This is a genomic window from Romboutsia lituseburensis DSM 797 (assembly GCF_900103615.1).
Classification (GTDB): Bacteria; Bacillota; Clostridia; order Peptostreptococcales; family Peptostreptococcaceae; genus Romboutsia_F; species Romboutsia_F lituseburensis.
On record NZ_FNGW01000001.1, the window covers coordinates 625649 to 640053 of the forward strand.

General features: G+C 25.6%; 16 protein-coding genes. 6 read left to right on the forward strand and 10 right to left on the reverse strand.

All coding sequences use genetic code 11. The features are described from left to right. Position 1: 1 nt before the first annotated feature. From BLP75_RS02925 to BLP75_RS02940, 3 genes are all read right to left on the reverse strand, one after another. The gene (locus tag BLP75_RS02925; protein WP_092722699.1) at positions 2-229 is read right to left on the reverse strand and encodes a FeoA family protein; all 228 of its coding nucleotides are present in this window, start codon (positions 227-229) and stop codon (positions 2-4) included. 214 nt (positions 230-443) lie between these two features. Beyond that, positions 444-911 (reverse strand): HugZ family pyridoxamine 5'-phosphate oxidase, encoded by a 468-nt coding sequence (locus BLP75_RS02930; RefSeq protein WP_092722701.1) that lies wholly within the window; start codon positions 909-911, stop codon positions 444-446. Positions 912-1278: 367 nt separating this feature from the next. Beyond that, positions 1279-1917 carry a helix-turn-helix domain-containing protein gene (locus BLP75_RS02940; RefSeq protein WP_092722703.1) on the reverse strand — a complete coding sequence of 213 codons (639 nt, stop codon included), beginning with the start codon at positions 1915-1917 and terminating at the stop codon, positions 1279-1281. A 203-nt stretch (positions 1918-2120) separates the two neighbouring features. Here BLP75_RS02940 and BLP75_RS02945 point away from each other — a divergent pair, with 203 nt between their 5' ends. The 4 genes from BLP75_RS02945 (at position 2121) to BLP75_RS02960 (ending at position 5321) form a co-directional block, all read left to right on the forward strand. After that, complete coding sequence (locus tag BLP75_RS02945; protein WP_092722705.1) at positions 2121-2690, forward strand: manganese efflux pump MntP; 570 nt, start codon at positions 2121-2123, stop codon at positions 2688-2690. A gap of 281 nt (positions 2691-2971) precedes the next feature. Then, a complete protein-coding gene (locus tag BLP75_RS02950; RefSeq protein ID WP_092722707.1) occupies positions 2972-3313 on the forward strand; it encodes a DUF3955 domain-containing protein in 342 nt (113 codons plus the stop codon). A gap of 358 nt (positions 3314-3671) precedes the next feature. Next, entirely contained in the window at positions 3672-4271 is a 600-nt protein-coding gene (locus tag BLP75_RS02955; RefSeq protein WP_092722709.1) for a hypothetical protein, read from the forward strand. Positions 4272-4517: 246 nt separating this feature from the next. Beyond that, positions 4518-5321 (forward strand): hypothetical protein, encoded by an 804-nt coding sequence (locus tag BLP75_RS02960; protein WP_092722711.1) that lies wholly within the window; start codon positions 4518-4520, stop codon positions 5319-5321. Positions 5322-5464: 143 nt separating this feature from the next. Here BLP75_RS02960 and BLP75_RS02965 read toward each other — a convergent pair whose 3' ends face one another. Then, positions 5465-8089, reverse strand: coding sequence for a cation-translocating P-type ATPase (locus tag BLP75_RS02965; RefSeq protein WP_092722713.1), 2625 nt, complete (start codon positions 8087-8089; stop codon positions 5465-5467). A gap of 479 nt (positions 8090-8568) precedes the next feature. On the opposite strand from BLP75_RS02965, the gene BLP75_RS02970 reads away from it, so the two are divergent. Next, the gene (locus BLP75_RS02970) at positions 8569-9210 is read left to right on the forward strand and encodes a DUF975 family protein (RefSeq protein ID WP_092722715.1); all 642 of its coding nucleotides are present in this window, start codon (positions 8569-8571) and stop codon (positions 9208-9210) included. 55 nt (positions 9211-9265) lie between these two features. Here the strand turns inward: BLP75_RS02970 and BLP75_RS02975 are convergent, their stop codons facing one another. Beyond that, a complete protein-coding gene (locus BLP75_RS02975) occupies positions 9266-10090 on the reverse strand; it encodes a GH25 family lysozyme (protein WP_092722717.1) in 825 nt (274 codons plus the stop codon). A 182-nt stretch (positions 10091-10272) separates the two neighbouring features. Here BLP75_RS02975 and BLP75_RS02980 point away from each other — a divergent pair, with 182 nt between their 5' ends. Then, on the forward strand, positions 10273-10980 hold the full coding sequence (locus BLP75_RS02980; RefSeq protein ID WP_092722719.1) for an N-acetylmuramoyl-L-alanine amidase: 708 nt from the start codon (positions 10273-10275) through the stop codon (positions 10978-10980). A 350-nt stretch (positions 10981-11330) separates the two neighbouring features. Here the strand turns inward: BLP75_RS02980 and BLP75_RS02985 are convergent, their stop codons facing one another. The 5 genes from BLP75_RS02985 to BLP75_RS03005 all read right to left on the reverse strand — a co-directional run bounded on the left by BLP75_RS02985 (position 11331) and on the right by BLP75_RS03005 (position 14353). After that, entirely contained in the window at positions 11331-11744 is a 414-nt protein-coding gene (locus BLP75_RS02985; RefSeq protein WP_092722721.1) for a MarR family winged helix-turn-helix transcriptional regulator, read from the reverse strand. 20 nt (positions 11745-11764) lie between these two features. After that, positions 11765-12325, reverse strand: a complete 561-nt coding sequence (locus BLP75_RS02990; RefSeq protein ID WP_092722723.1) for a hypothetical protein — start codon at positions 12323-12325, stop codon at positions 11765-11767. 168 nt (positions 12326-12493) lie between these two features. After that, on the reverse strand, positions 12494-12907 hold the full coding sequence (locus tag BLP75_RS02995; protein ID WP_092722725.1) for a hypothetical protein: 414 nt from the start codon (positions 12905-12907) through the stop codon (positions 12494-12496). Continuing rightward, on the reverse strand, positions 12901-13344 hold the full coding sequence (locus tag BLP75_RS03000) for a LytTR family DNA-binding domain-containing protein (RefSeq protein WP_170139073.1): 444 nt from the start codon (positions 13342-13344) through the stop codon (positions 12901-12903). Before BLP75_RS03000 ends, BLP75_RS02995 begins: the two co-directional genes overlap by 7 nt. 238 nt (positions 13345-13582) lie before the next feature. Continuing rightward, entirely contained in the window at positions 13583-14353 is a 771-nt protein-coding gene (locus BLP75_RS03005) for a helix-turn-helix domain-containing protein (RefSeq protein WP_092722729.1), read from the reverse strand. Positions 14354-14405: the final 52 nt, after the last annotated feature.

Below are 14405 nucleotides of genomic sequence, written 5' to 3' on the forward strand. Positions count from 1 at the left end.
CTTAAATTAATGTTTTTACCTGTATTTTTTTTGCCGTATGTTTTCTTATTGCCATATCAAATCCTCTAAATGATACTACTATCGGATCGCTTAGTGGTGCTACCTTTTTTACTTGTATTTCTGTTCCTTCTACGCACCCTAATGCTAATAATCTTTTTTTAATTTTTTCATCAGAATTAATTACTTTTATAATAGCTTTCTGACCAATCTTTAAATCATGTACAGTCATTTCATTTCCCCCATTTATATTAACAGTTATTATTAATTGATATTAATTATCACTACAAATATATAGTAACACTATCAATAATCATTTTCAACTACTTTTTTATTTTTATTGATATTTATTTTCATTCATTTGTATTATATTCAAGTATAAAAAAATAACCTTACTGGCCGATTAACTAAAAATCAAGCCGAATAAGGTTATTTTTATAAAAATTTTACTTATTTGAATGTCCTGTTCCTTGAACTTGGTTTAACTTAAATTCATTATTTTCTATTTCAATATCATAAGCTTTGCCAAATCCTTTAACTAATCTTCCGTCTTTTATAGTAAGTTTAAATAAATCAAAGTCCATAGTCCTAAGTACCATCATCATTTGACTACCATGTACTTCATCGAATAATTTGAATACTTTTTCTAAATTATCATTAATTTTTTCAGCTTCACAGTTGAAAGATACTCTTTCTCTTGCAAATATTGTTTTACATTCTTTTTCATCTTCTATTGCCATTACTGCACATTTTTTATTTTCTAGTAAATTATAGTAATGATCTGCTGCTTTACTAATGTATATATATATTTCATTATTATCTATAACAAAAGGTGCATAACTTATTGCTGGTTCATTGTTTTTATTTAAAGAACTTATTATTATACTTTTTTGATTTTTTAATAAATTTTCCATAGTTAATCTCCTTTAGTGTCTATTTATTTTTATTTATCAACTGTATTTTAATATATACCCTCTTAGTAACTTTCTAAACTTAGTTGTGTAAGTCCACTATTTTGTTTTAATATTTTTTACTTCCTTCATATAATTAAAACTTTCTTTCTATTAAATGTTAATAAGAGTTATTTTTGCTCTGTTTTAAAAAAAGAAACTAGCTATACTTTTACTAACTTTTTAAATATGATGAGAGTTGAAAGAAGTAAAAAACTAAATAGAGATACACCTTTAGAGTATAGAAATAATGTTTTATTTAAGTCATTTAATAATTAAATAAAATAAAAAACAAACATTTTAAATTCAAATGTTTGTTTTTTTATACGTATTATTTTAATTTGCCCAATACTAATTTTATAGCAATCATATCATCTAAAAATCCTATAGGAAATATAAAATCTGGTATTATATCTGTAGAAACTATAAAGTATAATAATGCGCTTCCGATTAATATTAAATCAGCTATATCGCGCTCTCTTTTTATATAAATTTCATATAAATCCTTTAACTTTTCAATAAATGCCCCTGTAAAATTGATAGATTCTATCTTCTTTAAAAAGCGGCCTTCTAACAAATCTTTACCTTCTTGTGTCTGAAGGTACTGCTCATATTTATTTAACTCTTTTTCAACATTTGCCTCTAAGCTTTCACAATCAATAAACGATGCAATTTCTAATATATCATCTAAATTATCAAAATTTGAATTAAAATCAATGTTTCTATTATGAGGTTTATATTCTAGTGCATACCCCTCTAACTCCATTAATTCCTGTAGAGGTATTTGTAATGCAGATGAAATTTTTTGCAAATGACTAATATTTATTTTTTGCTTATTATTTAAAATTCTTGATATAGTTGATTTATCTAGACATGTAAGTTCACTTAATTGATTATTATTAATATTATTTGCTTTCATTGCCTCTCTGATTTTCGTTATAGAATAATTATTAATATTGTTTTTATCCATAAAAACACTTCCTATTTTTATTCTTATTTATATAATGTATTAAATTATTTATTAAATGTTGATACTTATGGTAATTAATTTCAAATAAGTTGATGTATAGTTGAAAAAATTTCAACTTGTTTTTGAAAATATATCACCTTTTTTCGATTTATTTATACTATAAAATTATAAGACATTATATTTTAGATTTAGGAGGAAGCAACATGAGTTTAATAGCAGCAATTCTACTTTCCATATCAGCCAATCTAGATACTTTAACAGTAGCAATTTCCTATGGTATAAAAAAAGTAAAACTTAGTTTTTTATCTTTATCTTTAATTACATTTATTACTACAGGTGGAACATTTATTTCAATGTACTTTGGGCTTAAAATATCTGAATTTATTTCTGCTGATTCAGCAGCCTTTATAGGCGCACTTATGCTTATATTTATAGGAATTTATATGATATTTGATTATTTTAAAAATTATAAATACTACACAGATAGTAGCTATATAGATAATAATAACAAATCTGATGACTTAACATTAAAAGAATCTATAACCCTTTCTCTAGCCCTTACTATTAACAATCTCGGTATTGGTATTGCCGCAAGTATTGCTGGAATCAGCATTTTTCTTAATACTTTATGTACATTTGTTTTTACTATTTTAAGCCTTATTTTAGGCTTATCAATTGGCAACAGCTATTTGTCTAACATATTCGGAAAATATGGAGGGTTAGTTTCGGGTATAATTATAGTTCTTTTAGGATTGTATGAATGTTTATTTTAACAAAAAACTCCTGGAATACTACGTCATCATAAACAAGTAAGTAAAATACTCCTATGCCGCACCCAACTTATAAATATAAATGTGCTCATAAGGAGTATTTTTTATTGTTACACTTAACCACCGTTTCTTATGCAAACATTTTTTATTGCATTACGTAAAATATTTTATATTTTTCAATAAAAATATATTGAAAAACAATAAACAAATTGTTATACTCTTAATATAAATTCAATAACTAGTTAAGAATTAAATCTAAAAAATAAAAAAAGGATGATAAAACTATGAAAAAATATTTATTTACAATTACACCATTTATATTAGGAGTTATATGCTTTATTGCATTTAGCATTATTGGGTCTGAGGTAGCTCCTGACGGTACATTAGTAGAACCGTTTGGTCTTATACCAGTTGGATTCTTATTAATTTCAATCTCACTTATTGCTTCATTGATTATGAGTACTTGGGCTTTATTTCACAACCCAACAAAGATAGATAAAATAGCATTTGGAGTATCACTAGCGATTATATTACTATCAGTTTCTTATTTATTTTTATCATTTTCGTATCTTCATTCTTTAGATATGAAAGAGATGTCTATGGTAAGTAAAAGCATAGTTTCTTAATAAAAATATGATTTTATTACTACAAGTTTTTTATCTGTTTACATTTTTTATATTCTCTAATCGGTTAAATATATATTTATCTTTTGCTATATGTTCAATAATTAACATCTTGAGCTTATCATTAATTTTAGTGAATATAAAAAAGTCGCTTCGCTCCTGTTGCCAACGACTTCGTCCGTTGCTAAAAAATAACTGTAGCTATAAAGTTTTATTATTATTAATAAGTATCATAGAAATTGTATTAACAATACTTGTGTATCTTCTTCCTGAGGCTGGCTCTGCTCCTCCTATAAAGTTATTTTAGATTAATTAGGATATATAAATTAGCAATATATATCTATGTAAGGAGGTATAAAAATTGTGCATAATAATTAGCTTTGTGTTTTTAGTATGTTTGTTAGGGCTAACATTAGGAATGTTAATTAGAAATAAATTTATTATTAACGTATCATCAATTATAATTGCCTCAATTCTAGTACTTTTTGTTTTTATATTTTTATCCTTGTTTCTGAGAGAAGATAAAGAGTTTAAATTTTACATTGCTAAATCAATTAATTTAAGTAAAGAAAATATAGAAGGAATATATTTAGGTGATTCAATTGATGATTATAAGATAAAAAATAAGTATGAAAACTCACTTACTCCTGATAACGATAATTCTAAGTATAATTATTATAATTTAACAGATGGTATTGAGATAGCAACAAATAAGGATGATAGTAAAATAATTAGATTTATTATAGATGATGAAAATATAAAAACATTTAGAGGAATACATGTTGGTGATAATAAAAATCAAATAATTAAATCTTACGGAAAAAATTATTATAAAAGGGTCGAACAAGGTGCAGATGTTATAGGCTATGTAGACAAAGATAAACAATGGAGCTTAGAGTTTTGGTTATTCGAAAATAATGTTATAGGTATGTTTAGACTTGATTATAAATATATGGAATAAAAATTTAGAAACTAGTGTCAAATATGACTCTAGTTTTTTTGTTATTAGTAAATGCAAATGAAGATAAGTATAGTACTTATAATGCAATTAGAGAGTTTAAATTCATAAAAATTGCCACTCGGGTCAGAAAAACTACTATTCACTCCAAATCTATTTATATTTTTTATAACTATTGTAATCTAAATATAGAAGAAACAGCAAATCATACGTGAAAAGTTAAAATATAATTTTTATAAGGAGTGATTTATGAAAAAAATAATTATTACACTTATGAGCATTTCAATTTTATTAATATTTGTTGGATGTAACTCTTTCAATAGTAAAGATAAATATAATCATACATGGGAATATGAAACTAAAGAATATAAAAATATGAATGCCAGTGACTTAATTAATTTAAGAAATAAATTAATTGATGCTGAATTAAAAGGATTACCAAAAAGTGATTATGAGCAACAAAAAAAAGAAATTTTAGGAAATGAAAATTATCAATTAGTCGGATTTGTAAACTGCTTTTATACTAATATGCCTGAAAAAGATAATCTGATAAAACAAATCAAATTAATTAAGTACGTAGATTCTCTTGATTATGGTATTAATCCATGCGGAGAATTTATATATCAAACTAACATGAATTATCAGTTAAATGAATTTCTTACAATTAATAATTTGTGGACTAAAAAAAATAAAGAAAAGCAATGTTTTGATCCAGATATTTTACTTAATAATTTTGAAAAAATATATGAATATACCGATTTAGATAAATACATTATATTTGATTTAATTCATTCTAGCTATAGCGATTATACAGGTAAATCAATATCACTAGAAAAAGAATCTATCCTATTGAATAAATTTAACAATATTAAGGATAAAAAATATAACAATAAACTAGCTGATATCAAATTTCACAAAAACTATTTTTTAGTGAATCTTAAATCTATAAAAGGACGATTTGAATCAAAATTAAAAGAATATAATTTAAGTAATAGTGAAAAAGAAAATATAAAATCTGATTTAGAGTTAATGAATGATCTAATTAAAAATTAGCTACAATAAAGGAGTATCAATATTGATACTCCTTTAAATCGTGGAATTATAATGGCCATAGTTAATATATAATTTTTATAGACATAAAAAAGTAGATAAATTTGCATCTAAGCAAATCTATCTACCCTTATTATAATTTATTATTAATTTTTCTTTATAAGTTTGCTACCTTCCATTGTTAAACTAGCAACTACTGCTAATGCAAAACATGTTCCTAAGTTTTGTAAACTAAAGTACTCTGGTATAGCAAATACTTCTCTCATAAATGGTAATAATGTTAAACTAAACATACCTAAACATATAACTACTGCACCTAAAGCATATTTATTACTTGTAAATCCAAGTTTGAATACTGTTTCACTGTTAGATCTAGCTGCAAATGTTTGTATTATTCTAGATAAAGTAAGTGTAGAGAATGCCATTGCTGTTCCTAATTCTGGTGAGTATTTGTTACCTACATATTGAGCAACTATAGTAACTATACCTATTATACTACCTCTTACTAATACACTTCTTAAAGTACCACCTGCAAGTATACCTTCTTTAGGATCTCTTGGAGGATTTTTCATTACAGTTTTTTCAGGTTTTTCAAGTCCTAATGCTATTGCAGGAAGTGAATCTGTAACTAAGTTTATAAATAGTAATTGTAATGTTGTAAATGGATTTGCCCAATCTGCAAATACTGCAAATAGTATAGCAATTATTCCACCTAAGTTACCTGAGAATAAATAAGTTATAGACTTTTTAATGTTGTCATAAACTGTTCTACCAACTTCTACTGCTTTTACTATTGTAGCAAAGTTATCATCAAGAAGTACCATAGCTGATGCATCTTTAGCAACTTCTGTACCACTTCCCATACCTATACCTATATCTGCTTGTTTTAATGCTGGAGCATCATTTACTCCATCTCCTGTCATAGCACATACTTTACCTTTTCTTTGCCATGCTTTTACTATTCTTATTTTATTTTCTGGTGAAACTCTTGCATAAACTGATATATGATCTAAATCTTTATCTAACTGATCATCAGTTAATGCATCTAATTCTTGACCAGTTAAAGCTAAATCGCCATCTACCATTATTCCAATGTCTTTAGCTATAGCTGCTGCTGTTGTTTTGTGGTCTCCTGTTATCATAACTGTTTTTATACCTGATTTTTTAGCATTTTTAACAGCTTCATAAACTTCATCTCTTGGTGGGTCTATCATTGCCATAAGACCTACTAATGTTAAATCGTCTTCATCATCTAATGTTGGTGCAAATGTTTCACTTTTAACATTTTTACTTGCAAATGCTAAAACTCTTAGTGCTTTATTTGAAAATTCTTCATTTATTTTTCTGTATTCACTTATTATGTCGTTATTTATTTCAACTAATTCTCCATCTTCAAGTGCATATTTACATCTGCTAAATATTACATCTGGAGCACCTTTTGTAAACATAAATACATCATTATCTACTTTGTTTACAGTTGACATAAGTTTTCTATCACTATCAAATGGTAATTCTGCTAATCTATCATTATTTAATCTTATTTCTTTGTAACTTAAATCATTTTTAGTTGCGTAGTTTATAAGTGCTACTTCTGTAGGGTCACCTATTTCTACACCTTCTTTAGTTATATCTGAGTCATTACAAAGTACAGATGCTAAAGTTAACATTTCTTCTTGATAAGAATTATGTCTAGTTATTGCTGCTTCACTACCGCTTGTATTATCTACTAGGCTAGCTTCTTTAACACCATACATATAAGTCTTAACTACTGTCATTTTATTTTGTGTAAGTGTACCTGTCTTATCTGTACATATAACACTTGTAGAACCTAATGTTTCAACTGCTGGTAATTTTCTTATTATAGCTTGTTTTTTAGCCATAGTGTTTGTTCCAACTGCTAAAACTATTGTAACTATTGATGATAATGCTTCTGGTATTGCTGCAACTGCTATTGCTATTGCAAACATAAATGAATCAACTACATTGTCACCTCTAAATACTTGAACTGCAAATATTACAGCTGCTAATGCTACGATACCTACACCTAACTTTTTACCAAATACATCAAGCTTTTGTTGAAGTGGTGTTTCTTTATTTTCTGCGTTATCTAATAAGTTAGCTATTTTACCAACTTCAGTATTCATACCACATCCAGTTACTAAATAAGTTGCTCTACCATAAACTACCATAGAACCGCTAAATACCATATTCTTTTGATCACCTAAAGCACACTCTTCACCTATAACATTTTCATGCTTTAATACTGGTTCTGATTCTCCTGTAAGCATACCTTCTACAACTTTTAAAGTTTGAGCTTCTATTATTCTACCATCTGCTGGTACATAATCCCCAGCTTCCAAAATTACGATATCTCCTGGAACTAATTCTCTTGATGGTATTGTAAGTTTTGTATTATTCCTAATTACCTTTGCGTTTGGTACAGATAATTGCTTTAAACTAGCAAGTGAACCTTCTGCTTTCTTTGTTTGAACTACTCCAAGTATAGAGTTTAATATTAATACTGCAAATATTATTGATGATTCAACAACTTCACCTAAAAATACTTGAACTAATGCAGCTATTAATAAGATTATTACTAATGGATCCTTAAAACTATCTACGAACAATTTCCAAGTTGGTGTCTTTTCTTTTTCTTGTAATTCATTGTATCCGTACTTTTCTAATCTTTCACTAGCTTCTTGTTTCGATATTCCAGATAAATTACTACCTAGATTACTTATTGCTTCTTCTATGCTTTTTTTGTAAAACATAATATACCTCCATTTTAAATTTAATGGGAGTCGTGGTGTTTAAACGGCCGTTGTAAAACTACTATTTCCCTATGTGATTTATAAAATAAAAAAGACCTCCAAAGCAAATTTTAATAGTTTGCTTCGAAGGTCTTGCTAACAAGTTTATTGCTTGCTAATCAACCGGGATTTTAAAGTCCGAGAATGACGATTGATTATCACTAATATGTAAGTGAAAGCTACTCCCCTTCAAGGGATTCTTATTTAATTTATATTTCAATTATACGCACATGAGTTATATTTTGCAACTATATTTTATTTATTTTACATATTCTTAACAATTCATTGATATTTTCTAAAATTTATTATATATTAAAAAATACATTCCAAATTTTAGATTTTGTATATCAAATAATTTCATTTTCGAAATATTTTGAAATAAAATTTATTATATGATATACTAAATTCAATTTTATCTAGACATAACATAGGGAGGATTTATGAAGAGTTTTTCAGAAATTAAAAGTTTATCAAAAAATCAATTTAAGAGTAATTGGAAATTACCAGTTTTATTTACTGTCATTACACTAGTACTTAGTGGTATAGCTAATGCAACTGAAAATGGAAGTTTTATAGCTGGATTATTATTAGTTGTTGTTTCAATATACAGCACTAATTTATACTTAAATATAGCTAAATTCAATGAAGTTAAGGATATAAACATACCAGGAAATAAGCTTTTAAGAGCTTTTGGAGTTTCATTTTTAAATACTATATTAATATTTGGAGTCACTACTGTATTATTATTTGTAAGTGCAATTATAGCTAAAGATAATATAGTATTAATTTTAATTTGTAGCGTATTAATATATGCAGCTATATTTTTCATTGGAGTTTACTTATCATTCTCACTTTATTTAATATTAGATATGGATTACAAAATATTTAATTCTATGAAATATAGCTTCTTATACATGAAGGGTAATTTATTAAAAACTTTATGGTTATATATAACTTTCATACCATGGATTTTATTAGGATTTATAACGTTAGGTCTAGGATTTTTATACATTGGACCATATTTACAAACAGTATATGCTAACTATTACTTAGAAATAAGAGATCAATTTCATTTAAGATAATTATAAATAAGTGAGTGAAAAAGTTTAATTAAACTTCTTCACTCACTCTTTTAATTTACTTTATCTTTATGACTTGACCTACAAATATTAAATTTGGATTTTTTATATTATTAAGCTTTACCAAATTGGTTATTGTAGTATTATATTTAGTTGCTATTTTATCAAGTGTATCTCCTTTTTTAACTGTATACGTTACATGATTTTGTTTATCTGACTGTGGCTTATGAGCTGGTACTGGAGTAATTGTAGGTTGTTTAACTGGTTCTTTTTTTATTGGTAATAATATCCCTTGTGTAAATTCATTTAAATCACATTCTGTACCGATACCTCTAACATGACCTTTTTCTGAATACTGGAATCCTACCCAACTATCCCATACTCCATTGCTACCAGGAGTATTTACTCCATAATGTGCTACCCATAAAGGATATACATTTAAACTTTTTTGTAGATTTTCCTTTATAAAACTTGTATATGAATATATAACAACATCTAACCCACTAAGTCTTTTTACTTCTTCTAAAAATATTTTGCTAAGATTCGTTATGGTAGATGCACTAAGACCTTTATTAACTTCCATATCTAATGCTAGCCTACAGTCGCAGTGATATGGTTTTATAGTTTCCACAAAGTGAGCTGCTTGTTTTTTAGCTGACTCTTCTGTACTAGGATTTAAGAAATGATAAAAACCAACTAATAATCCAGCTTCCTTAGCTTTTACTGCATTTGATTTAAAATAAGTATCAACTGAAGTTTCACCTTGAGTTGCTTTTATATAAACTACTTTTATTCCTTGGTCTTTTACAGTATTATAATTTATTTCACCATCCCAATGACTTACATCTATGCCTTTCATATTGCCACTACTTCTACTTTGCATATTATCATCCTTCCTTTGAAGAGTTTCAAGTTATATTATGAATTTTATCTACAATTTGTTACATTTTTGAACTTTTTGTAACAAACTTATCATTTACACAATATATTAAAATAGATTATTTTTTTAATATTCTAACTATTGATTAAAATGTATTGATTTAAAATTTAAAATGAGGTGTTAATATGAGCAAAAAAGTCTTTATAGATCCAGGACATGGTGGTAGTGATAGTGGTGCTGTTGGAATTAATAATCTACTTGAAAAAAATATAAATTTGCAAGTTGCTAAAAAAGTCGAGTCTTTACTAAAAAAACAAGGCCTTGAAGTTAAGTTAAGTAGGGATAATGATGTATTTTTATCTCTTAATGATAGAACTACAATGGCAAATAATTGGAAGGCTGACTGTTTTATTTCCATACACTGTAACGCTTTTGATGGAATTGCTAAAGGTATAGAAACTTATTCTTATCAATCAAATACTTCTAATTTAGCTAGTAAGGTTCATTCTCAAGTTTTAAATACTAAGGCTTATACCTTAAATAGAGGTCTTAAAACTGCTAGTTTTTATGTTTTAAGAAATAGTAATATGAGAGCTTGTTTAATTGAAATGGCTTTTATTGATAATACTGAAGATTCTAAGATTCTTACTCAAAGACAAGATGATTTAGCACTTGGTATCGCTAAGGGAATATGTGAATATCTAGGTGTTGAATATAAACCTAATCCTGGTCTTCCTGAAACTAAACCTCCAGTTGTTAATAGTGATACTTTTTACAGAGTAGTTTGTGGTTCTTTTAATAGTAAAGTTTATGCTGAAGAAAGATTAGAAGAGCTTAAAAAACTTGGATTTGATGATGCTTTTATAGCAGTTTATCAAAAAGGAGCTAATTAATTAGTTGATATTAATAAAAAATAATCTATTGTTGTATTTATAAATAAAAATATATATTTTAGTTATTGGCTGTATCTTAGAATATAATATAAAGCTAAGATACAGTTTTTATATTATATAGTTTGAAATAACTGTGAATCCAGTAGTCATAATTATAAAGTTTGCTTATATTAACAAAAATACATAAAAAAATAGATTATGAGATTTCCCATAATCTTACTCATTTATGACTTAGTTATCATATAATATATACATTTACATTTCTTAGTTTATCATCACATTTCATTTATATCAATCATTTTTAATCATTTTAACCCTTTTTTCGTACGTCATTTTATTACATTTTTTTACTAAATATTATTACAAAGTTTTTGTAGTAAATTAATTAAATCTTCTGACTCTTGTTTATTAAAATCTTTAGTTACTTTTTCATACCATTTATATTGATATTCATTTATCGAATTAAGAATAGATAGTCCTTCTTCTGTAACACATAAATCAAAAAATCTATTATCATTACTTGCTTTTTCTTTAGAAATATAATTTAAACTTTCAAGTTTTTTTATATTTCTAGTTATGATAGCTCTGTCTACTCCTAATAGCTCAGCTATATCCTTTAAATTACATTCTTTATTTTTTTGTATAGACATCATACAACGCCACATATTAAGAGTTAATTGATATTCTTGTAATTTTATATCAATGTGTTTTATAAAGTCTCTGTTTAAATCTGATAAGTATTTACCTAATATTTTATATGCCAATCCTGTTCCTCTTTTCTTGCTTAATTTGTTTTTTGATAAATTATAGGATCAATAAACCCAAAAGTTATTTTACCATTTTTTCTAAAAACTTCACTTACATACATTTTACCACTTTCTATCTTTTCTTTTAAGGTAAATTCTGTTACTTCTGTAAAATGACTTACACTTTCCCCTTCATACACACCATTATTTTCTTTATATACCATAGGATTAAACTTAGATGAAACTTTAAGTTCATTATAATTCATAGTTAAATTTTCATTATCATTTCTAAAATCTTCTTTTGATATATTGTTTGGAATTTCATATGAAGTTAATACTACATCATCATTTTCGTTAAGTGTAAATAAAAATAAATGTGGAAGTATATTTTTAAAATTACCTTGTTCATAATAACTTTCTTCTATAACAAAATAGCCTTCAAAATTATTAGGTAAGTTAGTTATTTTTTCATTGCAAATACCATTTATATGCTTAGCTCTAGGATGTACTTGATTTCCTGATTGTAATTCTTGTTTTATTTGCTCTTCATTAGTAAAAGTTCCACATAACTCATTTATAAATATTTTTAATTTATTCATAAAATTCACTCCTTCATTAATTGACACTATCAATTATATCCAAAATGATTGATAGTGTCAATTAATTTAAATAATATTTATATTTTATCCTTAAAGTATATGGCTTATTATAATAATGTTTAAATATAAAAATTCCTTAGAATAATTTCATGATAAAATTTATAGACTTTACTTTCTTAGAAGATTATTTAAATCATCAGAATTTTTTTGATTATCCCAGTTCGAATAAAAATAAAAACCTATTATATGACCTAATACTGTAGCTATAGCCATTAATACAATCCACGGTCTAATGATTTCAAACATATAAGGTGAAAATAGCCAGACTGAACTAAGCCCTGCCACTAAATTTATTGCTGAAGAAATCAATATTTTACTGCTAGCTTTCATTGAGGAAAAATTCCATAATGCTGGATACATAACTCCAAAAATCATCGAAAAAATTAAGCTTATAGCTACTAAATTCCAAATATATAAAACTGTTAACGTGTCGTTTTTAAAAAAAATTGATATTAAAGTTAAAATCCATATAAAAGTTATTGAAAAAGTTTGAAAAAAAGATAATCTAAATTGTTTTAACATGCTAATCTCTCCTTTATTATTTTTACATAGTGCCTATTTACAAAATAAGATGATTTATCACTTAAAAAGACTTCTAATCTTGCATTTGACGCCGATGAAAATTCTTTAATTTCGTTTATATTAACAATAGTTGTGTTATTTATTTTCACAAAATATTTTTCATCTAAATTCTCTAATTCCTTTAGGCGCTTATTAATTAAGTATAATTCTCCAGACTTCATTTTTACACAGCACATATGACCTTCTGATTGAAAAGCTAAAATAGAATTTATATTTACTTGTATTTTTCTATCATTAGTTGCATTAATAACAGTTATTTTTAATCCATTTTCTAAATGCTTTTTTAAACTTTCAGCAACTTCACTGTTTATAGGATTTGTTTGAATTATTAAATCTTCTTTATTTATAAGTTTATCTAGTAAAATATTAATTTTCATCCCCTTTCCCCCTTTCATATGTTTAATATACTATTTCAAGATTTAATTTTCTAGCTTTTATTGTTTTGTTGCACTTTTTAATAACTATTTTACATTTTAAAGGTTACTTTTATAATTTTAGATAGCTTTCCTAAATAAAATATATATTGGTTTATAATAAAAAGTCCTAACTATAAGTATTAGGACTTATTTATATAAATTCAAAATATGTACCGTTGTAAAAAATAAAATATATTATTTATTTTTTACTATTTTTAAACTTAATAATAATACTAATTAACAGAGATATAAATCCTAAAGTTCCAGAAATTAAAGCTAATCCCTCTACTCTGTATATATTATAATTTTTTGAATAAGGTTGGTAATGAACTATATTTCCATCTTTATCCAAAGTATCAGTCGAAAGTATTCCGAGAGAATTTTTCAACAACGCTATTCCCTCTTTACTTTTAGGATCAACTGTTTCATATAACAATTTAAATTTATTTTTATCTGTCTCTAAATTTTTATTGCCTGTTTTCATATCCGCTACATAGATTTCTATTGCTTTAATTGATTTAAATTCATTTTTATTAAGTATGTTCTCTAACTCATTTTTATAGTTACTTACTTTTGTCATATCATATTTTAATGATAAAACTTTCATTTCTTCATACATCTGTTCACATAATTTATTATAAGTACTATTTCCTATATTTATATAAAAAATGGAACTTAAAAGAACAATAAAGCTTATTATAGGTAAATAATAAATAAATTTATTAATTTTATTTATTATCCTTGAATCAAGGGAAAGTTTTTTTATCATATCCGAGTCCTCTCTTAGTAAACTATCAAGGGAAATATTATACAAATCACTAAGCAATACTAGACTTTCTAAGTCAGGGTAACTCCTACCGACCTCCCAACTAGATATAGTTGACCTAGAAACATTTAATATATTTGATACCTTTTCTTGCGTTAATTCTGATTTCAATCTAGCTTGTTTTAATTTTGATCCTATCTTCATATAACTTCTCCTTTCAAATTTAGTATGATAAAAAATACTTTTAATTGCTAGC